At 35.6% G+C, this 24,656-nt stretch carries 21 protein-coding genes, 5 pseudogenes and 1 riboswitch; of the genes and pseudogenes, 13 read left to right on the forward strand and 13 right to left on the reverse strand.

Features of this window, described 5'->3' with window-relative positions; all coding sequences use genetic code 11:
• Window positions 1-38 precede the first annotated feature (38 nt).
• A pseudogene (locus tag OE105_RS00320) lies at window positions 39-582 on the forward strand (GNAT family N-acetyltransferase).
• A 182-nt stretch (window positions 583-764) separates the two neighbouring features.
• Here OE105_RS00320 and OE105_RS00325 read toward each other — a convergent pair.
• On the reverse strand, window positions 765-950 hold the full coding sequence (locus OE105_RS00325) for a hypothetical protein (protein ID WP_075047809.1): 186 nt from the start codon (window positions 948-950) through the stop codon (window positions 765-767).
• Between the two features lie 614 nt (window positions 951-1,564).
• On the opposite strand from OE105_RS00325, the gene OE105_RS00330 reads away from it, so the two are divergent.
• From OE105_RS00330 to OE105_RS00350, 5 genes are all read left to right on the forward strand, one after another.
• Window positions 1,565-2,245 (forward strand): response regulator transcription factor, encoded by a 681-nt coding sequence (locus OE105_RS00330; RefSeq protein WP_275420765.1) that lies wholly within the window; start codon window positions 1,565-1,567, stop codon window positions 2,243-2,245.
• The gene (locus OE105_RS00335; RefSeq protein ID WP_275420766.1) at window positions 2,242-3,621 is read left to right on the forward strand and encodes a sensor histidine kinase; all 1,380 of its coding nucleotides are present in this window, start codon (window positions 2,242-2,244) and stop codon (window positions 3,619-3,621) included. Before OE105_RS00330 ends, OE105_RS00335 begins: the two co-directional genes overlap by 4 nt.
• 370 nt (window positions 3,622-3,991) lie before the next feature.
• A complete protein-coding gene (locus OE105_RS00340) occupies window positions 3,992-5,083 on the forward strand; it encodes an ABC transporter permease (RefSeq protein ID WP_275420767.1) in 1,092 nt (363 codons plus the stop codon).
• Window positions 5,084-5,776, forward strand: coding sequence for an ABC transporter ATP-binding protein (locus OE105_RS00345; RefSeq protein ID WP_275420768.1), 693 nt, complete (start codon window positions 5,084-5,086; stop codon window positions 5,774-5,776). It begins immediately after the preceding gene.
• Window position 5,777: 1 nt separating this feature from the next.
• Window positions 5,778-6,206 carry a DUF2871 domain-containing protein gene (locus tag OE105_RS00350; RefSeq protein WP_275420769.1) on the forward strand — a complete coding sequence of 143 codons (429 nt, stop codon included), beginning with the start codon at window positions 5,778-5,780 and terminating at the stop codon, window positions 6,204-6,206.
• Window positions 6,207-6,246: 40 nt separating this feature from the next.
• Here the strand turns inward: OE105_RS00350 and OE105_RS00355 are convergent, their stop codons facing one another.
• The gene (locus OE105_RS00355) at window positions 6,247-6,939 is read right to left on the reverse strand and encodes a copper homeostasis protein CutC (protein ID WP_033827644.1); all 693 of its coding nucleotides are present in this window, start codon (window positions 6,937-6,939) and stop codon (window positions 6,247-6,249) included.
• Window positions 6,940-7,176: 237 nt separating this feature from the next.
• Here OE105_RS00355 and OE105_RS00360 point away from each other — a divergent pair, with 237 nt between their 5' ends.
• Window positions 7,177-8,490, forward strand: a complete 1,314-nt coding sequence (locus tag OE105_RS00360) for a transposase (protein WP_015865126.1) — start codon at window positions 7,177-7,179, stop codon at window positions 8,488-8,490.
• A 265-nt stretch (window positions 8,491-8,755) separates the two neighbouring features.
• Window positions 8,756-8,853, forward strand: a riboswitch (SAM riboswitch).
• Between the two features lie 142 nt (window positions 8,854-8,995).
• Window positions 8,996-9,415 (forward strand): annotated as a pseudogene (locus OE105_RS00365) (Na+/H+ antiporter NhaC family protein); the annotation flags it as partial.
• Between the two features lie 68 nt (window positions 9,416-9,483).
• Here OE105_RS00365 and OE105_RS00370 read toward each other — a convergent pair.
• The 9 genes and pseudogenes from OE105_RS00370 to OE105_RS00410 all read right to left on the reverse strand — a co-directional run bounded on the left by OE105_RS00370 (window position 9,484) and on the right by OE105_RS00410 (window position 17,353).
• Window positions 9,484-10,617, reverse strand: coding sequence for a recombinase family protein (locus OE105_RS00370; protein ID WP_275420770.1), 1,134 nt, complete (start codon window positions 10,615-10,617; stop codon window positions 9,484-9,486).
• Window positions 10,618-10,685: 68 nt separating this feature from the next.
• Window positions 10,686-12,218, reverse strand: a pseudogene (gene tnpC / locus OE105_RS00375) (IS66 family transposase).
• A 106-nt stretch (window positions 12,219-12,324) separates the two neighbouring features.
• Window positions 12,325-12,627 (reverse strand): IS66 family insertion sequence element accessory protein TnpB, encoded by a 303-nt coding sequence (gene tnpB, locus OE105_RS00380; RefSeq protein WP_275420771.1) that lies wholly within the window; start codon window positions 12,625-12,627, stop codon window positions 12,325-12,327.
• Window positions 12,628-12,674: 47 nt separating this feature from the next.
• Window positions 12,675-12,995, reverse strand: a complete 321-nt coding sequence (gene tnpA / locus OE105_RS00385; RefSeq protein WP_003352856.1) for an IS66 family insertion sequence element accessory protein TnpA — start codon at window positions 12,993-12,995, stop codon at window positions 12,675-12,677.
• A 740-nt stretch (window positions 12,996-13,735) separates the two neighbouring features.
• Window positions 13,736-14,365 (reverse strand): hypothetical protein, encoded by a 630-nt coding sequence (locus OE105_RS00390; protein ID WP_275420772.1) that lies wholly within the window; start codon window positions 14,363-14,365, stop codon window positions 13,736-13,738.
• Between the two features lie 277 nt (window positions 14,366-14,642).
• Window positions 14,643-16,175, reverse strand: coding sequence for an IS66 family transposase (gene tnpC, locus OE105_RS00395; protein ID WP_275422056.1), 1,533 nt, complete (start codon window positions 16,173-16,175; stop codon window positions 14,643-14,645).
• 106 nt (window positions 16,176-16,281) lie between these two features.
• A complete protein-coding gene (gene tnpB / locus OE105_RS00400; protein ID WP_275420771.1) occupies window positions 16,282-16,584 on the reverse strand; it encodes an IS66 family insertion sequence element accessory protein TnpB in 303 nt (100 codons plus the stop codon).
• A 47-nt stretch (window positions 16,585-16,631) separates the two neighbouring features.
• Entirely contained in the window at window positions 16,632-16,952 is a 321-nt protein-coding gene (gene tnpA / locus OE105_RS00405) for an IS66 family insertion sequence element accessory protein TnpA (RefSeq protein ID WP_003352856.1), read from the reverse strand.
• Window positions 16,953-17,032: 80 nt separating this feature from the next.
• A complete protein-coding gene (locus OE105_RS00410) occupies window positions 17,033-17,353 on the reverse strand; it encodes a hypothetical protein (RefSeq protein WP_275420773.1) in 321 nt (106 codons plus the stop codon).
• A gap of 109 nt (window positions 17,354-17,462) precedes the next feature.
• On the opposite strand from OE105_RS00410, the gene OE105_RS00415 reads away from it, so the two are divergent.
• Window positions 17,463-17,966, forward strand: a complete 504-nt coding sequence (locus OE105_RS00415; protein WP_146938797.1) for a hypothetical protein — start codon at window positions 17,463-17,465, stop codon at window positions 17,964-17,966.
• Window positions 17,967-18,308: 342 nt separating this feature from the next.
• A complete protein-coding gene (locus tag OE105_RS00420; RefSeq protein WP_275420775.1) occupies window positions 18,309-18,914 on the forward strand; it encodes an SdpI family protein in 606 nt (201 codons plus the stop codon).
• Window positions 18,915-19,057: 143 nt separating this feature from the next.
• Here the strand turns inward: OE105_RS00420 and OE105_RS00425 are convergent.
• Window positions 19,058-19,282 (reverse strand): annotated as a pseudogene (locus OE105_RS00425) (hypothetical protein); the annotation flags it as partial.
• Between the two features lie 410 nt (window positions 19,283-19,692).
• Window positions 19,693-20,817 (reverse strand): IS4 family transposase, encoded by a 1,125-nt coding sequence (locus OE105_RS00430; RefSeq protein WP_275420776.1) that lies wholly within the window; start codon window positions 20,815-20,817, stop codon window positions 19,693-19,695.
• Window positions 20,818-21,027: 210 nt separating this feature from the next.
• On the opposite strand from OE105_RS00430, the gene OE105_RS00435 reads away from it, so the two are divergent.
• From OE105_RS00435 to OE105_RS00445, 3 genes and pseudogenes are all read left to right on the forward strand, one after another.
• Window positions 21,028-22,341, forward strand: coding sequence for an IS1380-like element ISBco1 family transposase (locus tag OE105_RS00435; protein ID WP_017550355.1), 1,314 nt, complete (start codon window positions 21,028-21,030; stop codon window positions 22,339-22,341).
• 196 nt (window positions 22,342-22,537) lie between these two features.
• Window positions 22,538-22,750, forward strand: a pseudogene (locus tag OE105_RS00440) (protein adenylyltransferase Fic); the annotation flags it as partial.
• A 578-nt stretch (window positions 22,751-23,328) separates the two neighbouring features.
• Window positions 23,329-24,222 (forward strand): alpha/beta hydrolase fold domain-containing protein, encoded by an 894-nt coding sequence (locus OE105_RS00445; protein ID WP_275420778.1) that lies wholly within the window; start codon window positions 23,329-23,331, stop codon window positions 24,220-24,222.
• Window positions 24,223-24,656: the final 434 nt, after the last annotated feature.

A 24,656-nucleotide genomic window follows, 5' to 3' on the forward strand; every position in this document is an offset into this window, starting at 1 on the left:
TTTTATAATCTTTGGAAAATAAGAAGGGGATTACAATCATGATATTTCCAACATTAGAGACAGAAAGACTACAGTTAATCGAAATCACAGAAGTTCACGCAAAAAATATATATGAAGTCTTTTTCAAAGGAGGGGGTCATTCAATACTATGGAATGGACCGGATGGAAGGGATAGAGGAGGGTAAAGAATTAATTGAATCTTTTTTGCAAGGGTACAAAAACAATCGGGCCATTCGATGGGGCATCGTGTTAAAAGAGACAGGTGAACTAGTTGGAACATTAGGATTAAATAGTTTAAGTGTATGGAATAAGCGAGCGGAAATTGGTTGTGATTTACATCCACACTATTGGAATAAAGGAATGACAACGGAAGCGGTAAAAGAAGTGTTACGCTATGCGTTCAATGAATTGAAACTAGACCGCATCGGTGCAATAACCTATCCACAAAATGAAACATCCATCAAACTTCTTAAACGAATAGGATTTCAACGGGAAGGTGTTTTAAGAGGGTATCTTTACCAAAATCGTCAATCCCATGACGCATTTGTTTTTTCATTGTTAAGGACAGAGTGGGTTGATTAGTATGTAGGTATATTTCAAAGATAAAAATGAATCATGGTATCAAGGAAGGATGCTAACATAAACCCCCCCATTGGAACGAAAAGGGGGGTGTTGAATAGCTGTCAGGAAAATGCTATCTAAAGTTTTCGGTGTAATGTAGAAAATCATGCTTTCCTAACAGATAAGTTTTTTATTTAATTATCTCATTTCCTTATCAAGGCTAAAATGCCTTTGATAATGAGTACGAGTGAGAAGACAATGATTGCTAAAACACCAATTAAAGATGTGAATGGGGTAAATGCTGCGAATACTGTTCCTGATAAAGGGACTTTAACTAAGGCAAAACCAGAAAGCACAGCAGCTAGAAACAAAAGAACGTGTCGATCCAATTTATTTCCTCCCCTCAAATGGCTTATTACAGTATATGTACAAGGTTCGGAATATGTGCTATTTGTTTCGAAGGTGAAGGAGTATGATATCGGCTAGTGGACATTTTTAGTAAATATAAAAATAGTGTGGTAATTACAAAGTAAGCTTAATAAAAAATTCTCTAAACCTTAAATAGAATTCATCTATCATTTTAATCGTCTCCTTTGAATAGAGCCTGTTGATTTTGATACCTTATAGTCATCTGATGGGGTTATTTCTTTCAAAATGTCCAAGTTTAAAAAACAACATGAGGCATTAGCACATGTAAAGGTGTCAAATTATTGCTCAAAGTTTGTATCTAAAAAAACCGATGCCTCCGTGATACTGTCGAATCCCCTAACCTGAAAATATTCAATCAAATTCCGCGATTTAATTTTACAACATGTATGCTTAATAATTTCTAACTAAATCACTTTCTTCTTCCTACTTCCTGCAACCCTTTCCTATATCAGTTATAATAATAAAGGATTATCTATCGCAAATCACGTTAGACTAGGATAGAATAAATACCGTTGTTTAAGCCTATTAACCGGTCGGAAATTAACCTTGTCGCATTTGGAAAGGAGTGAGGTGGATGGTAACAATTTTACTAGTTGACGATGACAAATATATTTTAAATTTAGTGGAAGTTCATTTAGTTGAAGAAGGATACCGAGTGTATAAAGCTACAGATGGGATGCAGGCGCTCAATTTAATGAAAGAACATTCCTTTAATTTGGCGGTCGTTGATGTGATGATGCCGTTTATGGACGGATTTGAGCTGACAAAAGAAATTAGGAAAATGTACGACATTCCGATTATTCTACTAACGGCAAAAGATCAACTAGAAGATAAAGAAGAAGGATTTGCTTCAGGGACCGATGATTATTTAGTAAAACCGTTTGAACCAAAGGAATTGATTTTTCGAATTAACGCATTACTTAGGCGTTACGACAAGTTCGATGACGACACTATTATCGGAATTGGCCGAACGAAAATTGATAAACGAAGCTATGAAGTTCAAGTAGGAGACCGAACACTCCTACTTCCATTAAAAGAATTTGAGCTTCTCCATTATTTAATGTCTCACCCCCGTCAAGTATTATCCCGCGAGCAATTAATTGAAGCGGTGTGGGGTATTGATTATGATGGTGACGAACGTACAGTAGATGTTCATGTAAAACGGTTACGGGAACGATTTTCAAAACTAACGGATGACTTTCAAATACGGACAGTTCGAGGAATCGGTTATTCGCTGGAGGTCAAAAAAAGATGAAATCACTCTATTCGAAATTTGTTGTGATTACTCTTGGCACGATGTTTCTCAGCAGTCTGTTAGCTTTTATTATTGCAAATATCCATTACCAAGCTATCTTGAAACCATATAATGATGAAAAAAATACCGAAGTTGCACTCGATATAGCGACTTTTGTCAAAAAGCATCCTGAGACTGATTTTTCTGCTTACTTCAAAAATATTGCAGATATAGGCTATCAACTATATATAATCGACGAGAAAAACCGGGTGCAGACATTTGGCCCACCGTTCCGTAATCAAGATCTCCCGTCCGCTATAAAAAAACAAGTATTAGCAGGCGATATTTATCATGGAATTGAGCAATTTCCTCATAGTGTATTTATCGTTGGTTTTTTCGCAAATGAATTAAAAAACTCAATTGGAGTTCCACTCGAAATGAATGGGGAGCGCTATGCGTTATTTTTACGACCAAATATTAAATTTTTATTTAATGAATTTCGGATTTTCTTAAGTTGGATTCTTTTCTTAATGCTTATATTAAGTGTCGTTATGGTTATTATTAGTACAAAATTTTTAGTCACGCCAATTACAAAACTAACTGGTGCAACGAAATTACTTTCAAAAGGAAATTATGATGTTCAAATTGACCTCTCTCGAAACGATGAACTAGGGAACTTATCGCGAAACTTTTCACAAATGGCACATAAACTTGGGCAATTAGATCAGATGCGGAAGGAATTTATTTCGAATATTTCCCATGATATTCAGTCACCGTTATCGAATATTGAAGGATATACGAGTCTTTTAGAGAAAGAAACGCTTACCACTGCGCAAAAGGATGAATACATACAAATAATTAAAGGGGAGACAAAAAGATTATCAAACTTAACGAAACAATTGCTCCTTCTTGCTTCATTAGATCAGCGTAACGATATGATGAGTAAAAAATGGTTGGATGTTTCCGAACAAATTAAGGAATTAATTAGACAATATCAATGGCAATTAGGTGAAAAAGATATTATGCTTAGCTATTCACTGCCAAAGACAGATATATTCGGTGACCCGGTTCTATTAGAAACTGTTTGGGACAACTTACTTTCGAATGCGATTAAATACAATAAAACCGCTGGAACGATTGACATCAAGCTGGAAAGGGTTGAGTCAAACATACAGGTTGTTTTTCAAGATTCTGGGATTGGCTTAACAGAACAGGAAAAGGAACATATTTTTGATCGTTTTTACCGGGCCGATACATCAAGAACAAGAGCGGTGGAAGGAACAGGTCTCGGACTTTCTATCGTTTTTTCAATTGTGACAATGCATGGTGGTGACATAAAAGTTGAAAGTGAGGAAGGAAAAGGGACAACATTTACTATCGACCTCCCTATAAGTTAATAAATATTTACAAGTGAGATATCGGTACGATTCGGTATCTCTATTTGGTTAATAGGAAAGTATAACTTTTCCAGTTTCTCCTTACCTATACGCATAAATGTCCAAGGAAGGTTTCGGCAGCATGATATCAAAGCCGAAAAACTCTCTTTCTTTTCGGAGAACGATGGATTTTCCTTCGTTTAAAGTCTCTAGCCATGAGTTTTCTTTACAACGTATTAGTGCTTCACAGTTGAAACAGGAGTCAATTTCTGTAAATCACGCATGTATCTATTATAAGTCCGGCACCAAAGTTTGTTTTGTAAACAGTTGTTCATATTCCGTTCATATTGCCTCCGTATAGTAAATGTAGAACGAAAGAGGAGGTAGAACAATGCTTACACACTCAATAAAAGAAATATGTTTTTTTAAACTTAGATACATTTTAATCGGGTTTATCTTATTTTTTGTTGCGGCACTTGTATTCATCATTAATGGACTTGCAAATGGGCTCGCCGCAGAAAATATTTCTTCATTAAAAAATATGAATGCCGAAGCTTTCTATATAGCCAAAGATGCAAATAACCGCATAGAACAGTCTCGTTTCTCCATTTCAGATGTCGAGAAAATTTCAAAGGATGACCGTGTTGAACCACTCGGTTTACAAATGCTTTCACTTAAAAAGTCAGGAAGTAATCAAAAAGTTGATGTCACAATAATGGCTGTTCATCCAAAAGGTTTTCTCATGCCAGAAGTCACTGAAGGAAAATCAATTGCAACGTCAAAAGAGCCCCAACTCGTTGTCAATAACTCAATAAAAGATGATGGTGTTAAAATAGGTGACGAATTATATGAAGAAAACTCTGAGACTACCTTTACAGTTGTTGGATTCACTGAAAAAGAGACATATAGCCATACTCCTGTCGCTTTTATTAGTTTAAAGAGCTGGGAGGATATGCTAGGTAGTCAGGTTAAACCGTATTACAATGCACTTGTATTAAAAAATGATAATCAAGTAGTGAAATCAGATGTTAAAGGTTCATTAGGAAGTGGTGTTTGGGTATCGACAGACGATGTCATTAAAGGTATGCCGAGTCATCAAGCTGAACAAACTTCACTAAATATGATGCTAATCTTTTTAATTATTATTGCAGTTTTTGTCCTAGGGGCATTTTTCTACATTATGACCATTCAAAAAATGAATCAGTTTGGTGTATTAAAGGCGATTGGGGCTAAAAATGGTTATTTAATCGGAACGACGATGTTGCAAGTATTTTTTATATCCGTTGTCAGTATTAGTGTAGCTGTCGGTTTTACGAAATTAATGCAGATGTTACTACCAAGCAGTATGCCGTTTATTTTTAACGGAGTATTAATACTCACGTACGCAGGGATTTTAATGGTTGTATCGATGCTAGGTGCGTTACTATCTACAGTTAATATTATAAAAGTTGATCCGTTACAAGCGATTGGGAGGGTGGAATAGATGAGTCAAATTCCTTTACAGTTAGAAAATATACGTAAAACATTCCAAGATGGAGATAAAGAAGTAGATATTATAAAATCATTATCTTTTGAAGCAAAAAAGGGTGAACTTGTTGCTGTTGTCGGTCCTTCTGGCTCAGGGAAAAGTACATTTTTATCCATTGCTGGGGCATTGCTTAGCCCAGATGGGGGACGTGTCATTGTCAATGGAGCAGATATTGCTCAGTTTAGTGAAAAGGAACGAGCGGATGTGCGTTTGCGAGCCATCGGGTTTATCTTCCAATCAGCAAATTTAGTTCCTTTTTTAAAAGTAAAAGATCAACTAAAAATGGTGAAAGAATTAGCGACTAAATGGGGAAGAGAAGCGAAAGAGGAGGCACAGCAACTTCTACAATCCGTTGGGTTAGAACATCGGATGAACCACTATCCTCATCAACTTTCAGGAGGAGAAAGACAAAGAGTAGCCATCGCCCGAGCGTTTATGAATGACCCAGACATCATTTTAGCAGATGAACCTACCGCAAGTCTTGATGGAAAACGGAGCAAAGAGATTGTCGAACTACTAGCAAATGAAGCGAAAGATAAAAATAAAGCGGCTATTATTGTCACGCACGATGAGGCTGTCTTACCATTTTGTGATAGAATTTACATGATGGACAATGGTCGGCTCATTTTAAAAGAGGAGATGATTTAAAGTGAAAAAAATTATTAATCTAGCATACTTTTACGCAATCGTAGCATTAATTAGTGGACTTTTTTACCGAGAATTAACGAGGTCTTATGCGTTTGTTGGAAAGACACAGTTAGGAGTCGCACACACACATTTATTTGTTCTCGGCATGTTTATGATGCTCTTTGTCTATTTATTTGCTTATCAGTTACAATTGCATAAAGATAGTCTATTTAATAGCTTTCTATTAACATATAATGCAGGGGTCATTATCTCAACAAGTATGATGATTACAAGAGGTACGCTACAAGTTATTGATTTTACAATGTCTAAAGGTTTGGATAATATGCTTGCTGGCATTTCCGGAATTGGACATATATTATTGACAGTCGGATTCCTCCAATTTCTTCATATGTTGCGTAAAAAAGCAAAAACAGTAGAAGCAACCTCTTAAGATTATCTTAAGAGGTTATTTTCTGTTTTAAGTATCAAAACTACTTTGAAGCGATATTCCTTAAAATAGCCACTTTATGCTGATCGAGCGGTTGGCTGAAATCACCATTAATTCTAGCCCCTGAACCAATATGGTATTCATTGGCTTGAATCTGATTGACTAATTCACCGATATTATCAGGTGTCACCCCTGAACCGACTAATATTGATGGGCCATCTATTTCCTTAGATAGAGCGACAAGTTCTTTCAGAGTAGTAGCTCCTTCGCTCGCTGTTGGCTTTCCACCAGAAGTTAAAATCCGTTTAACATTCTTTTTATATTTGACGAGTGTTTTATATGCATCGATTTGCGAGTGGGCGGAATCAAACGCACGGTGGAAGGTAATATCCAAACCGGGTACATGATTAATCACTTTCGTTAATAGTTCTTCATCTATTTCTCCATCTTTAGTAATGCAGCCAAAAACAATCCGATTTCCGCCTAATTGTTTAATTATGGAAATATCTTCTTTTATTGTCTGCCAATCGGTTTCATTATAGACAAAACTGAAACTATGTGGTCGTACCATAATCTGAACAGGAATTGTTACACACTCAAGGATAGTTTTTATCGTTCCGTAACTAGGCGTTAGACCTCCTTCCTTCATCGCACTAACTAACTCAACTCGGTCGATTCCAAGCTTTTCCGCCTGTATCGTATCAGTTACGCTTGTCGTAATTACTTCAATTTTCATCGGGATTCCTCAATTCTTGTTTGTTTTATGTATACTCTTATTTTAACCGATATGAAGGAAATTGTTTCCTAATTATACAAACGTTTTGTGAGCGAAGAGAGGGGACGATTTTTAGTAAAGAACTCACAGCTCTGAGGAGTAAAAATTCTTCGAGATAAATTGAGCTTCTAGCCCCCAAATTTTGATAAATATGCGATAATTTATCTGGATTTATCAAGATTTAAGGGGGATTTGTGAATGTTAACAAGGAAAGAAAAAAGAGAAAGAGAAAAAAACCAAAACTTTTTCTTCGACTTCGTTAAGATTCAAAATCATTTCTTTAAAGACTTGGTAGATCAACTAAAAAAAGTAAAAGATAAAAGGCATCAAAGCTACATTACCTATGGTCCAGAAACAATCCTTTACACCATTCTTCTTAAAAGTGTATTTGGAATCAAATCAATGAGAAGTATGACCGAATTGTTTAATAAGGATGAATGTATCGAAAATATTCGAGTAGTTTTGGGTTTGAAAGAGCTCAACGAGCTCCCGCATTATGATACAATTAATGACTTTTTAGCAAAGTTGGAGCCAAAAGAGCTTGAAACCATAAGGATTTATCTAATCAAAAAACTTTTTGAAAAAAGATGCTTAGAATCCTTCCGGATTCTAAATAAATATTGGCCAATTGTTTTCGATGGGACAGGTATCCATACATTTAAGGAAAAACACTGTGAACATTGTCTGAGAAGGGAATACAAGGATAAGGAAACCGGAGAAACAAAAGTGGCATATATGCACCATGTTCTAGAAGCCAAGCTTGTGGTAGGAGATATGGTTCTTAGCATCGCTACAGAATTTATAGAAAATGAGTCAGAAAATGTTCCAAAGCAGGATTGTGAGTTAAAAGCTTTTATGAGGCTAGTCGATAAATTAAAGAAAACATTTAAACGTCTTCCTATTTGTCTTATCGCAGATAGCCTTTATGCTTGTGAACCAGTATTTGAAATTTGTGATAAACACAATTGGAAATATATTTTCCGGTTCAAAGAAGATCGGATTAAAACGGTTTCTCAAGAATTCAGAGCAATCCAATCTTTAGAAACGAATGGTAAAAGCTCAGAATATTTCTGGGTCAATGATATTGCTTATAACGATCGTTTGGTAAATCTTGTGGAAAAAGTAAAAGTAACTGAGAATGAGAAAAAACAGGAGTTTCTGTTTATTACAAACTTTCGAATAACTGAAAGGAATGCAGAAATACTTGTTCAGGCAGGTCGAAGACGCTGGAAAATAGAAAATGAGGGTTTTAATAACCAGAAAAATGGTTGGTATGAAATTGAACATGTGAATTGTCATAATTACAATGCACTGAAAAATCATTACTTACTTGTTCAAATAGCTGATATCCTTGTTCAACTATATAAATATGGGTCAAAACTTTTGAAGCAGCTGAAAAAGTCAGCAAAAGAAATATCCTCGAAGCTGTTAGAAGCGATCCGAACCCGCATTATAACAGTCGAGGATTTGAAAAAATGTAAAAAAATACAGGTTAGGTTTACATATACCTAACAATTCTATTATAGCAGAAGGGTGTGATGAATAGGGAGTAAAAAGCAAGTTATCCACAACTTTATAGAAAAATCGCATTAATAGGACTAGTTTTTAAAAATTTTAGAAGGAAAGTAACTGGAAAATTTTACCAACTGTGGATAATTTGAAAATCCCTATTTTGACGAAAAACTTTGAAATATACTCTTCATAGCTGAAGAACTCATGAACATATTGACAATTTCATAATTTTGTAGTAAGGTAAGTAACATCAATTTAATAGTTTTTCTTATCCAGAGAGGTGGAGGGACTGGCCCTTTGAAGCCTCGGCAACAGCTTTATAGCATTGTGCCAATTCCAGTAGCATTTGCTTGAAGATAAGAAGAGTCGTGTCGTGTCAAACATCCCTCTTTTTATGATTTGGGATTTTTTTCTTTTTCAAGAGATGCAAAGGACGGTTAAAAAATAAACTAATTAAACCGAGTAAGTTTATCAGTATTATAGGAAAAATGTGGAGGGGTTTGACATGGATAAAACGAAAAAACAAGGTAGCATCGTAGCATTGTCTCCGTTATTTGTCTTTATTTTCCTTTTTATCGGAACGGGCATTTTTACGGGGGATTTTTCAAATATGCCTTTAACGGTTGCGGTCATTATTTCTGCCACGTATGCAATGTTTTTAAATAGAAAAGAATCACTCGCAAAGAAGGTAGAAGTATTTACGAAAAGTGCAGGACATTCAAATATTATACTTATGGTTGTTATCTTTGTTCTTGCCGGTGCATTTGCAGGGGTAGCAAAAGGAATGGGTGCGGTAGAATCAACGGTTAATCTTGGCTTATCACTTGTTCCTGGGAATTTGTTAATGGTCGGCCTGTTTCTTGTCGGTTGCTTTATCTCTGTTGCGATGGGGACTTCCATGGGAACGGTCGTAGCACTTGCACCACGTTGAGTGCGTTTCGCAGATAGTTTTAAAATGAAAAAATGAGGCAAGATAAGGTTTCTCTCTTGCCTCTATTCAATTTTTGGTGTGGTAAATCGGTAATGAATTATTGGTGTACCGTCCTCTTTTACCTCGATTCGATTAATCAGTCGATGGAGAATATCCTCGGTTAATTCATCGAAATTTAGGAATTGAAGTAATTCCTTTTTAAGCTTTTCAATCGTTTGGATTACATCCTCGCTTTCCATCAATGAAAGAAGTTCATTTTTCTGTTCCATTAATTTAGTTAAATCCTTGTTCGTTGCTTCAATACTCTCTTGATATTCTTCATTGGTAATGATTCCGTCAGCTAACAGGTTGATGAATTTCCTTTTTCGATTTTTTAAAACATCCATCTGTTTGTTAATCTTATTGATTTTCTTTTGAGAATCCGATTTTGTACTTTTCGATTTTCTCTCCATCTTCTTTATATATTGCTCTTTGTCAATTTGATGAATTAAGGATTTTATGTCATTTAGAATTGTTTCTTTTAAAAAATCCTCTTTTATTGTGTGGGCGGTACAAGCTTTTTTTCCATGACGCGCATAAGCCCCACAAATGTATCCGTCTCGATTGCTTCGGAACCACATACCTGTACCACAATCGGCACAAAAGAGGACATTAGTAAAAAGATGTATCTTGGGTGCTGTAATATATTTTCTTCTCTGCTCTAATTGATTTTGGACAGCATCAAACGTTTCCCTAGATATAATTGGCTCATGTGCATTTTTGATAATAAATTGTTCTTCTTTAGGAACGTTTTTTCTTCTTTTACTTGTTACACTTACTGTCGTTGTTCTTCCTTGAACAAGATCCCCAACGTAATGGGGATTTGTCAAGATGCATCTAATGGTAGAATCATGCCACTTATCTCCTGCGTTTGCCTTTCCAGCTATTTGAGCAGGAGTAGGAATTCCCTCGTTATATAGCCGTCTTGCAATACTTTGTCGTCCGTTTCCTTCCAAATATTCTTTGAAAATTCGTCTAACAATATTTGGTGTTTCATCATTTCGGATATACAATTTTCCATCTCTTACTTCATACCCATATGGAGGGTTTGATCCTTTAAAAAGTCCATTTTTTGCTCGAGTTTTTAATGTCTCTTTCACACGATTACTCGTGTTTTGAGATTCTTGTTCGTACATCCATGCATAAAGGCCAAACATATGGGTGTTACCTGTTAATGGTAAGCGTAAAATAATCCCCACCTTTTAATGATAGGGATTAAATACTATTATGGTGATAAATTATTAAAAACCCGACAATTCAAAGGAATTGTTTTGGACCAAGGAAGTAGTTGATCAAGCTCATCCATATTGCTTAAATCCATATTGGGAAGCCTTTCAAATAAGTAGCGAAGATAATAAAATGGATTTAATTTATTCTCTTTTGCTGTCTCCACAATACTGTAAATGATTGAGCTGGCCTTAGCTCCTTTCGGAGTATTGCTAAAAATCCAGTTCTTCCTTCCGATCACAAATGGTTTAATGGATCGTTCACTTCGATTATTATCGATTTCTAAACGTCCATCCTCTAAAAATGCCACGAGTTTTTCCCATTGGTTGAGGCAGTATGTAATGGCTTGACCTAATAGACTCTTTGGTAAAACATTGCTTTTCTCTGTTTTTAGCCATGCTGAAAAAGCCTCCAACAATGGTTGGCTGCGTTTAAGTCATTTTTTATATCGTTCTTCTGGTGTACATTCTTTCAAATCACGCTCGATGGCAAATAGCTGATTACAGAAATTGAGTCCTTCCCGAGCTGTGACGGCTGAATGACGTTTGGATTCAGGAAGTACGTTTAAAGCCTCATCGAACTTTCTGCGGGCATGAGCCCAACATCCAACTAATGTTACACCGGATACCTTATGGTATCCGGCATATCCATCGACATGCAGGTATCCTTTAAACCCTTTTAGGAATTCTTTGGCATGTTCTCCTGCCCTAGTTTCCTGATAGTCATAAAGGACAAGTGATGGATCCTCTCTTCCAGTCCGATAAAGCCACATGTAAGATTTCAATGTACTTGACCTTCCAGGTTCATGTAAAACCTGAACAGTTGTTTCATCCGCATGTAGAATGTCTTTAGAGAGGAGATGCTCTTTCATTCGTTGATAAATTGGCGCAAGCCATTTTTCGGCACCATAAAGCATCCAATTGGCCATGGTTTGCCAGGATAAGTTCACACCTAATCGTTTGAACTGTTGTTCTTGGCGATATAGAGGTAGCCCCTCTACATATTTTTGATTCATAATATATGCCATGCTTGACGGTGAAGCTAAACTTTTTGGATACACAGATTTTGGGGCAGGTGCTGTAACGATTGGTGTCTCTATTTCATTACGCTCACAATGACGGCATCCATAGACATATCGAACGTGTTTTAAAACTTTGACTTGAGCCGGAATAATCACTAATTCTTGTCGTACTTCTGTGCTCATTTCGTGTGTTTTTTCACCGCAACACGAACAGACCTGCTCTTCTTCGGGTAAACGATATTCAATCGTTTCCATAGGCAGGTTTTCAAACGTAGCTTGACGTTGACCACGTTTCTTTTTACGACGATATGTAATTGTTTCAACAGTTGGCTCTTCGGCTTTTACATTAGACTCTACCTCTGCTTCATTGAATAAAGGTAGTTCTAATTGATTAGGATTTGTTTTTTCGCTTGAAGAGCCAAATTTTCGTTTTTGACTAAGACGATACTGTTCTTCATACCATCGTAATTTCGCCGTCAATTCAACGATTTGCTGTTGAAGTTTTTCAATTCATTCAAATGGGTTTTGGTTAGGATTCTTTAAATTTTTCATCATGTAGTAATAATTCGACGGTTTTAGCTATTTTCCTCCAAGGTTTTTGTTAAAAGTAAAAAATTCATATAACTGTTCTAGCCTTTACTTCTGGGTGTGCTTTCTTTTGCTCCATTGGAAGACCATCCAATAACCAGCGTAATTGCCGATAACTAATTTGTATCGTTCCAGTGTCATTTTCATTTGGCCATTGAAATTTTCCTTTTTCCAATCGACGATAATAAAGCCAAAAACCATTATAGTCCCAGTGAAGAATTTTTAATTTATCTCGCTTTCGATTACAGAACACAAAATAGCTTGATGAAAAGGGATCTAAATCAAATCCCTCTTTCACCAAAGCAGCTAATCCATCAATGGATTTTCTCAAATCAGTACTTCCTTTTGCCAAGTAAACTCGTTCAGCTCTTGTACCAACTAACATGTTGATTTCAACGTCCTAACCACTTCTGAAAGAAAGGCCGGATCGAAACCAGGTTTTACTTCAATTGAAATCCCACTAATTTCAATCCGTAATGAATTTTCAACTGTTTGTGAATGATCTTCTAGGGTAACGGATGCCCATTTTGTAGACTTTCCTTGATTTTTGATTGGATTTTCAATTTTTCTTAACCAGTATTTAAACTGGTGAATACTCCATTGATTTTCCTTGCACCAGTTTACTTGAGTTTGACCGCTTTTACGATAGTCAGCGATTCGTTGTTCCCAAACCTTTCGTAATTCAGGATTCTTAGGCATAAAAAAACCTCCTTCAATTTCATCTTGAGGAGATTATCTCATGAAATTAGCACACCAAGAAGGTGTGCAAGATTTGACGCTTACTTAGAAAGTTCTTATAGAGGCTAAAATGCTTTATTCTTAGAAAGATATTTTTAGAGGTTTTTCTTTTTGTCTTAATGAGAAGTGTCATTTATAAATATTAGAAAACACATTGGAACGCACACCATGAGAAATATTCGGTTATTACTATTACAGGTGTTACAAGGATATAGCGATATTAAAGGAAATCTTTAATCATGCAGCTCTAGGCATCACTAGGCGTTATATCGGTATTAGACGAGAGGACATAAATGATACCTTAAACAATTTTAGATAAGGATATGGGGTAGAAGAATTAGAAAAAATAAAAGAGTTAGGAGTGTTAACTCCCAACTCTTTTTAAAATGCTGTATATATTATTGGGATAACTAATAGCAGTATAATGGATGAAAATACTATTTTATACTTTATACTTACTTGCTTATTTTTCTTTTTTGCATAGATATAGACTAAGAAGTATCCAACACTAACTATCATTAGTGTTATAGACAAAATAGTTAATACGTTCGAATTCATTGTATAACCACCTTTGATTGTAAAAATTGTGCCTTCCAAACGTTTCCATTCTGCCAACTTAGTGGTCTGAATCTATCAGTCCTAATAAGCATCAGACCAATCGGTACAGAGAATAGTTATTTTGTAATCACCTTAGGAGTATTTTATAGAGGCTCAACATTGAAAATAGCAACCCAAGTTACTGCGATATAAACTCCCTTTCCTTTGTTATTTGCATTTACACGGGCTGCAACTAAAGACCAATATCCCGTTTGGACCCCAGCAATAGCAGCTACAGGAGGGAAAAACGCTCCGATTCCTGTTACTATACCAGCACCAGCTGCCACAGAGGCGGCATAGTCAGCAAATGCTTTTGCTTGAGAGTTATTAAATTTACGATCATATCCCCACCAGTGAAATGTCCATTTACCATAAACTGCATTAACTGTGATTAAGTCGGGATTTTGATCAATCGTTAAATCTTTGTTGATAGTAATATAATCATTTTCAGCGTAATGGTTCAAGTCAGCAAAGTGTTGCTCTAATTCTTCAAGATTATACATTTCGTATAAGTGTTGAGGAACATCTTTCAGGTACAATTTTCCTTCATCTGAAACCGCCACATAAGGTTCAATGGCAGCAATCATTTTCTTGCTTCTAATCTCATCTGCAGACATCATTTCCTTATTTTCAAATTCATCGCGAGGCAAAGAGGTACTAGCAAAGCTTTGTGTCGGTGCTATGGCTGTCAGAGTAACAATCAAAACCAAAAATCCCATCAATAATCTCTTCAATTGACTCTCCTCCTTTAAATTTGGGGTCCCCTTACTATACTTATTCGTCATTAGGACCTAAATACCTCTTTTTTAAAAAATTTATTATTTTACTATTTTTTAATAAAATATCAATTTTCAGGGATAAATCAGCACACACAAGAGCAGGATTAAGTGGTCCTCATTCCTTTAGACACACTTTTGCTAGAGATATGCTAAAAGCAGAATTGAAACGTCAAGGAATAGAAAAGTAAGCGTAAAATAATCCCCACCTTTTAATGATAGGGATTAAATACTATTATGGTGATAAATTATTAAAAACCCGACAATTCAAAGGAATTGTTTTGGACCAAGGAAGTAGTTGATCAAGCTCATCCATATTGCTTAAATCCATATTGGGAAGCCTTTCAAATAAGTAGCGAAGATAATAAAATGGATTTAATTTATTCTCTTTTGCTGTCTCCACAATACTGTAAATGATTGAGCTGGCCTTAGCTCCTTTCGGAGTATTGCTAAAAATCCAGTTCTTCCTTCCGATCACAAATGGTTTAATGGATCGTTCACTTCGATTATTATCGATTTCTAAACGTCCATCCTCTAAAAATGCCACGAGTTTTTCCCATTGGTTGAGGCAGTATGTAATGGCTTGACCTAATAGACTTTTTGGTAAAACATTGCTTTTCTCTGTTTTTAGCCATGCTGAAAAAGCCTCCAACAATGGTTGGCTGCGTTTAAGTCGTTTTTTATATCGTTCTTCTGGTGTACATTCTTTCAAATCACGCTCGATGGCAAATAGCTGATTACAGAAATTGAGCCCTTCCCGAGCTGTGACGGCTGAATGACGTTTGGATTCAGGAAGTACGTTTAAAGCCTCATCGAACTTTCTGCGGGCATGAGCCCAACATCCAACTAATGTTACACCGGATACCTTATGGTATCCGGCATATCCATCGACATGCAGGTATCCTTTAAACCCTTTTAGGAATTCTTTGGCATGTTCTCCTGCCCTAGTTTCCTGATAGTCATAAAGGACAAGTGATGGATCCTCTCTTCCAGTCCGATAAAGCCACATGTAAGATTTCAATGTACTTGACCTTCCAGGTTCATGTAAAACCTGAACAGTTGTTTCATCCGCATGTAGAATGTCTTTAGAGAGGAGATGCTCTTTCATTCGTTGATAAATTGGCGCAAGCCATTTTTCGGCACCATAAAGCATCCAATTGGCCATGGTTTGCCGGGATAAGTTCACACCTAATCGTTTGAACTGTTGTTCTTGGCGATATAGAGGTAGCCCCTCTACATATTTTTGATTCATAATATATGCCATGCTTGACGGTGAAGCTAAACTTTTTGGATACACAGATTTTGGGGCAGGTGCTGTAACGATTGGTGTCTCTATTTCATTACGCTCACAATGACGGCATCCATAGACATATCGAACGTGTTTTAAAACTTTGACTTGAGCCGGAATAATCACTAATTCCTGTCGTACTTCTGTGCTCATTTCGTGTGTTTTTTCACCGCAACACGAACAGACCTGCTCTTCTTCGGGTAAACGATATTCAATCGTTTCCATAGGCAGGTTTTCAAACGTAGCTTGACGTTGACCACGTTTCTTTTTACGACGATATGTAATTGTTTCAACAGTTGGCTCTTCAGCTTTTACATTAGACTCTACCTCTGCTTCATTGAATAAAGGTAGTTCTAATTGATTAGGATTTGTTTTTTCGCTTGAAGAGCCAAATTTTCGTTTTTGACTAAGACGATACTGTTCTTCATACCATCGTAATTTCGTCGTCAATTCAACGATTTGCTGTTGAAGTTTTTCAATTCATTCAAATGGGTTTTGGTTAGGATTCTTTAAATTTTTCATCATGTAGTAATAATTCGACGGTTTTAGCTATTTTCCTCCAAGGTTTTTGTTAAAAGTAAAAAATTCATATAACTGTTCTAGCCTTTACTTCTGGGTGTGCTTTCTTTTGCTCCATTGGAAGACCATCCAATAACCAGCGTAATTGCCGATAACTAATTTGTATCGTTCCAGTGTCATTTTCATTTGGCCATTGAAATTTTCCTTTTTCCAATCGACGATAATAAAGCCAAAAACCATTATAGTCCCAGTGAAGAATTTTTAATTTATCTCGCTTTCGATTACAGAACACAAAATAGCTTGATGAAAAGGGATCTAAATCAAATCCCTCTTTCACCAAAGCAGCTAATCCATCAATGGATTTTCTCAAATCAGTACTTCCTTTTGCCAAGTAAACTCGTTCAGCTCTTGTACCAACTAACATGTTGATTTCAACGTCCTAACCACTTCTGAAAGAAAGGCCGGATCGAAACCAGGTTTTACTTCAATTGAAATCCCACTAATTTCAATCCGTAATGAATTTTCAACTGTTTGTGAATGATCTTCTAGGGTAACGGATGCCCATTTTGTAGACTTTCCTTGATTTTTGATTGGATTTTCAATTTTTCTTAACCAGTATTTAAACTGGTGAATACTCCATTGATTTTCCTTGCACCAGTTTACTTGAGTTTGACCGCTTTTACGATAGTCAGCGATTCGTTGTTCCCAAACCTTTCGTAATTCAGGATTCTTAGGCATAAAAAAACCTCCTTCAATTTCATCTTGAGGAGATTATCTCATGAAATTAGCACACCAAGAAGGTGTGCAAGATTTGACGCTTACCTTCCAAAGGCTTTTATACCTTTTAATCCAGCTCCAAGTACCCCTTGTGTAGTTACTCCCTTTTGATTATTAAGTATTTCTTGCTGAATAATAGATTTACTCAACATTATGTCTTGTCTAAAACTAGGACTTTCTAAATCAAACATATCAGGATCATAATTTTCATATTGCTCTACAATACTAGGGAGTGATGGTAATGTTTTTTGTGTAAAAGAATTAGTTGCTTCTTTAGCGCTAGCTAAACTTGGTCCTACCGCACTTACTAGCATAGTAGTAGCTAAGGTTGCTGCAACAGAACTAATAATTTTCTTTTTCATTCTCTTTCTCCTTCGAAAATATATTATAATATTTACAATATTATGTTATCGTAGAATCGTATTAATTCAACGGTGATTTAGAAAGTTAGGACTAAAGGGGTTGGGCGTAATGTCAAATAGGACTAAGGATAGAAGTGCTGAAGTTTTTGGTATGACTGTTTCTATAATTCTAGCGATTGTAGTATTTATTATAATGGTATCAGTACCTATATTTCTTAATTTCGGGGTGATATACTTACTCTCCAAATTACCAATAGTTGAATTTTACTTTTATATAGATTTTTGGTCTAATTTCTGGTTCTTTTTTGGTTTTACTGTAATGAACATTATTGTTCTTGTATTAAGTGAACTGTTAATTACCGCAATCAGGAGAAAGAAAATAAAAAAGTTGTCAGATATTGGCCCAATAAATCTTAAAGAATGGATTATATACTTACTTATTTTTATTGGTTATATTAATCTTTTTGATATATATTTTGATAGATTCAATACAACATTTATTGGTGCGGTGTTAATTTCTGTTAGTATTATATTTTTGTTTATTATCATAGAAAAAACTCTAGATATGTTCCAAGATGAAGAAGAAGGTTCAGCAAATATTGATAAAATATAATAGCTTTTTAAATAAAATAAGGTTCAGCCCTTATTATTCTATAATTTAACGCATTGGGGCTGAACTTTTTTTACGAAGATCACATTTCCATTTATCAATCAATCTAGATTTGTTTTAAACCTTACACAAAATTCTTGACGGTACCAATTTTAAATACTGTAAATTTTATACAAATTTATATACACATATCTTTTTTTACAGTTATAATTTAAATAACTAGTATTAAAGGCGAATATCAATGATGCTTATTGAATGCGAAGTTTCAATCACCCAGACCAATCTTTCATTGTAAGATTACATATACATAATTGAGGATATTTTTTCGTTTGAAGGAGGAGATAAGTGTTGAAGTTCATTTCCATCCTATCTGTGATTATTTGTATTGCTATTGGTTGTATAGCCCTCCCTTTTCTCCCAGATGAAGTATTTATTCACTGGAATACAGAGGGGACTGCTGACATTCAAGTAAGCAAATATATTGGGGTTTTAATCATTCCACTTATAATGATTTTTTCATGGGGTCTCCATCTTTTCCTAATGCGAAATCATCATCAGCCACTCTCATATAGCATCATATTTAACGTAATAATTTTTCTTTTGATGCAAGTGTTATTGATCTTGATTAATTTAGATTTACTACAGTTCCATGTAGAAATTTCTGGAGTCATTATTGGAGTAGTGATGTTGATAATGGCCCCGCTAATGAGAAATATAAAAATGAATGCTCTATTCGGTGTGCGAACCGTTTGGTCAATGAAAAATGAAGAGTCATGGAGAAAATCGAATAAATTCGGTTCAAATTTACTGTTTGCATGGGGAGTATTTACAATCATTATATCTTTCCTCTTGCCATCTGCATATGTCATCCCAACTGCCCTATTTGTTGGATTGCTAGTAGTTATCGTAATTGTTTACGGAAGTTATCGTTTTTATAAAAACAGTATTTAGAGGACAAAAATATTTATAAGCACAAGAAAAATCGCGTTTTTATACATTTTCAAAACGCGATTTTTTTATTTGAAAGGGTTTTCGCTAAGTGTTTACTCTCTTTTTCTGTTCTCCTAGTCTCGAATATTTTTCTTTATTTCCCAACCGTAAACGCTTTCGGCATAACGCGGAAGCAGATGCCCTTCATTTAAATCATCCTGAATCATGTTCGGTTTGCGCTCAAGCGGATCTCCAAATCCAGGACCCCCACGAAGGTAATTTAAATATAGATCGTAATTTTCAAAAATGGTTTCTGTCGTAATGGATTGCTCATCACGGATAATTTCTTTAGCTTCCATTAATTGGTCATAGGTTGGATTGTCTGGATCTCACCTATCACTCATCGAAGTGGAAGAGCAAAAAGTGCTGATCCGACTTTTAGAAGAAACAGACTGGAATCTATCAGCCGTCGCCAAAAAATGAATATCGCCAGGTCCACTCTTTATCGGAAGTTAAAAAAATATGAGTTAAAGCGGAATTAAGGTGAATTTTCCTCTGTTATACGATATTAATAGAACCTTTACCGCGGTTGCAGATGTAAAAGGGGAAGTGTCAACTTTATGGCACTCCCCATCTTTTTTGATAATCATATCACTAGCGTCGCATAAATAAAGATTGAATTTTCAGTTTACTTTTTCAGGATTTTTATTGAAAAATTTAAAATACCAAATCTAAGGTAGTAAACATCCATTTTTTAACAATGTATCCTGTGGCTAGTGCGACAACAACTGTAAAATCCTTAAGGGACACCCTTTCCTTTGATTTTTCGTATCCAAATATGGGCCGATTTCCATAATGCTGCTTTTAAATAACGACTAATTTGTAGATAATTTCGGTCGCTATTCGTGTTCAACTGTGCTAATACGTTTAAACAATACACAATCATTGCTATATATACTTGGTTATGAACTGCTTGTTCGCTGTGACCATAGAACTTTTTGATGTTTAAATGTTGTTTCATCCATTTAAAGAAGAGTTCGATCGCCCAACGAGATTTATAGATCTCAGCTATTTCGTCTGCATCTAAATCAAATCGGTTTGTCAGTAGTGTAAGTTCATTTCCTTTAGTATCGAAGATTTTCAATCGACGAAACACGTTTTCTGACCGATTTTGGGCTGTTCCAATGACTACCAATTCATCTGAAATAACTGTTGAGTCACTAGGTAATGTAAATGTTTCAAGTACTCGTGTGACGGCATTCTTCCGAAGCCGTGAAACAAAGAAGTATCCATCGTCAGTCATGCGATCAAAACGTTCATAATCTAAATATCCACGGTCGAACACGTACATGCATTCCTTATCATCCAAGAATACCTCCAATTGACCTCGGTCATGTTCGACGGCATTCGTGATGACTGCTTGATCTGGATAGGAAAGTCCTTTATCCATAAAAACAAGCCGAAGGTGAAGTTTTACACCAGATTTTGTTTTTCGAAACTCAGCCCACTTATGGTTCGTCAAGTTTAGTGGCAATGTACTTGAATCAATGATTTTCAGTGGTGTTGTCATTTTTCTACGTGTTTGAAAATTGGTTTTCTGATGAATTTGTGCAACCAAATCTAGAAAAATCGTTTGAAAGAAGCAAGTTGGAACCTGATTCAGACGTCTTCCTAATTGTGAGAAACTAATGGATTCGAATCCAGTTGCACATTGTAATTCATCTGAAAATAATGCATCGCTTAATGCCCGTAAGCTCTCTGTTTCGTGGAGTTGGGCGTATAAGAGTAACTTCATAAAAGGTGCCATGTAGAGCTTCTTTGTATAGTAATTTAATTGATAGTTTTTCACCTGCTCCTCAAACAATTCCTGGTTAATAGGTGAAAGCCATTGTTCAAATGATGTTTTTCGTGTAAACTTATCCATGGTTTTTTCCTTTATTTTGGATTTGGATAGGTTTACTACCAAAACCATTATAAACCTGAATTATTCACAGAAATTCAGAAACTTATTATAACTTATGGATTACCAAGCCTTTTCGGCTTTATTGTAATTCATTAAAAAAATGAAAAAAGAATCCATTTCTGTTAAAGTTAAAGTAACCAAAACAAAAACCAAACAGAAAGGACTCTTTATATGGTTACTTTAACGCAAAAAACACTTGATTTCAATCATAAAATTAAATTGTCAAATGATGGAGGTTCTCTTTCCTCCGATACAGGTGAGTTTCTTTTTAGAGAATTCGATGAAAAAATTGGTTTTTCAAAGACTTTAGTTAAGTACTTGAGACTTAACGATTCAAGGAAATATTATCTTCATTCAAATGAAAACTTGTTACGTCAAAAAGTCTATCAAATCATTGCCGGGTATGCGGAAGATGATGCGGCTGATCAGTTGACTCATGATCCTGTGTTTAAGGAAATCATTGAAACTCCAACACTTGCTTCCCAGCCCAGTTTGTCTCGCTTTTATACACGATTTGATAAAGATTCAATTGAACAATTAAATCTGGCTAACCAAGAAATGCTTGATAAGATTCATTGTTTTCGACAATCGAAAGAGTTATTTATCGACTTGGATTCGACTCATTCGGATACATATGGGGACCAAGAATCTTCGTCATATAATACTCATTATGGCACGATGGGTTTTCATCCATTAGTCGCCTTTGATGGTGCGACTGGTGACTTTTTGAAAGCACAACTCCGTCCCGGAAATGTTTATACATCAAATGGTGTGGTGGAATTTATTCGGCCTCTCATTAAACATTATAACGAAATGTTTCCGGAAACTACCCTGTTTCTTCGTGGAGATAGCGGGTTTGCTGTTCCGGGATTATACGATCTGTGTGAAGAAGAATCTGTTTTGTATATTATTCGGTTGAAATCGAATTCACAACTACAAAGTTTAGCGAAGGAATACCATCCTTCTTCCGCACCTTTAGATGTTTCCAAGACGGAAACCTATTATGAAGAAACGATTTACCAAGCAAAATCATGGTCAAAACCAAGAAGGGTGATTATTCAATCGGTACGTCCTGCAGGTGAGCTGTTCTTTACCCATTCCTTTTTTGTTACTAACTTTGAATTAGCTTTTCCTCAAGATATCGTCCGAGCTTATCAAAAAAGAGGGACGATGGAAAACTATATCAAAGAAGCAAAAAATGGCTTTTACTTTGATCATATGAATAGCCACGCTTTTCTAGTGAACGAAGTAAAAATGATGTTAACACTTCTTGCATATAATTTGACCAATTGGTTACGAACTCTTTGTTTTCCGGAAGGTCAAAAAACTATGCAAATTGATACGATACGTACTCGGTTAATTAAAGCGGCAAGTAAAGTCGTGAAATCAGGCAGATCCCTTTACTTCAAACTATCATCGAGTTTTGTGTATCAAAATTTCTTTTGGGATGTACTGAATCGAATTCAAAAACTACAATTGGAATGACCAATAGAATACTTCTCATAACTGAAAAAAATAAATTTTTCAGTCAAGGGGGAAGTATGCCCAAAATACCAGAGTTGTTCTATTGAAAATTCAGTTATTTTATGAATTGGCTACGGTTCTTAATTAAATACCGTTATTTTCAACTAATTTAACAAATTTTATCAAATGGGATTTGTAGCTATGAATATTTCAGGATAAGGTGATTGATTGGAGTAAAGTAGCCAAAGAAGATTATTTTTTAGCAATGGAAAGAAGCCCTATTAAAGATGTTGAAATCAAAGTTCTTTTAAAAGCAGCCTTGACGGATCAAATCAATGATTGGGAGGTTTATATGAAAGGCATCGATGTAAGTTATTATTATGAGGGGTATGACTTTTATAAGATAAAAGATTTACAAGAAGAGTTGTAAGTTTTAAATAATTAAGAGATAACATGAAAAATACAAAGTTTATATGACATTGTTTTGCCTATGAAAATAAAAGAAGTAGAAGAATTAAGACTGAACGGTTTTAGATGCTTTATAACATCAATCATTACTCTTTTCAAAAACTTTTCACCCAGAAAAACTTTCCATCGTATGCTCATCGTTAAACATAGAATTTCACATTCGGTGTCGTTCAATAATGAAGAGCCGTGTAGACAGAAGGATTTACAGTTTGTAAAATTAAGGTATAAACGAAGAAACAACCCTATATATGTTGAAACTTTTTTCGTAAAAATTTTTTAGAAAAAGGCTTAGAGGGAATGAATTATCGACAATTAACAGATGAATAACAAGTTGATCAAATTTGAATTTGATTTTGTGTTAAATGTATAATACATCACAAAAATAATTTCGATTCAGGCAACTTTCATAATGGAAATCTCTTAAAGGAGTTAAGCGATGAATATTTATGTACACGATAAACGAAGATCCTTCAAAAGTGTATTGTTCGGCAATTTATTAAACTCTTGAATACGAAAAAGATGTTTAAGAGCGCTGAGAATATGAAGAAAGCCTTAGAAGAAAAAGCTGTAGAGAATAGCAAACCGTATACGATCGGGAAAGTAAAGTTGAAAAGTTCGATAGCGGAAAGTACCTTTGAAGATATGCAAGTATTTACGCTAAACGATCAATTTTCTTCAAAGCAGCGTGTCATTTTCTATCTTCATGGTGGTGCACATATGAACCAGCCTCTAAGTTTTCACTGGAAGTTCATGGATAAGATCGCCCAAGCATTAAATGCAAAAATCATCGCCCCTATATACCCTAAGTTACCGCATTCCAACTATCAACATACATATCCGAAGCTCATTCATTTATACAAAACAATCCTAGATTCTGTCGACGATCCACAGCAAATCATCATTATGGGGGATTCGGCAGGGGGGAATTTATCCCTTGGTTTAGCGCAGTATTTAAAAAAACAGGATATTCCTCAACCAAAGGAAATCATTTTACTATCTGGAAATGTCGATATGGTACTTAATAATCCAGATATACCAAAGTATGAACGGGTTGACCCGATGCTCGCATTGGCCGGCTTTGATGTCGTTCGGCGTATGTGGGCAGCGGATAAAACGCTAAATGACCCCATTATTAGTCCGATGTACGGTGATTTTCATGGAATTGCTAGAATCACACAATTTATTGGTACCCACGAAGCCCTATATCCAGATGCGATTCGCTTTGCCGAGAAGTTGCACGATCAAGGGGTTGAACAGCAAACCTTTGTATATCCAAAAATGAATCATGTCTTTGTTCTCTTTCCGATCCCCGAAGCTAGAGATGCATTTCAAAAAATCATCCATATTATTACGGATGGTAAAAAGCAATTTCACGAGTCGGAACCGATAAGCTTAAGCGTTAATGATGAGCCTACGCATGTCCAAAATCATTGATTCTAAAGGTATGGGAACCGCCTTTTTTGCCAATACCTCAAGGACGTTTCAGGCAACACGGATTTCATGCCCATTCGCGTCTTGAAACATCACAAATCCAAGGCACCTTTTTGGAATGGTATTGTTTCCAGCTGAAAAGTGAAATCCACAAAAATTGAAGACGAAGAGAAAGAAAGGCGCATTAAGATTTTTTCTGTTAAATCTCTACATTCTCTGTTATGCGAATCACAAACGGTTGCCTCTATTCTACAAAAGGGACTATTTTTTCTCGTCATGATGCCAAACATCTATCCTATTAACAAAACGAAGTTGCATTTCCAAAGGACGAGAATTTGAAAAATACGACAAATCCATTGCACTTACGTTTGTTTGAAAATTTTGTTCTTTCCGATTAAAATTAATGGTAAATGTTGGGTTTTTTAAGGGGGATTGGA

This window comes from Fervidibacillus halotolerans, assembly GCF_026547205.1.
GTDB lineage: Bacteria > Bacillota > Bacilli > Bacillales > Caldibacillaceae > Fervidibacillus > Fervidibacillus halotolerans.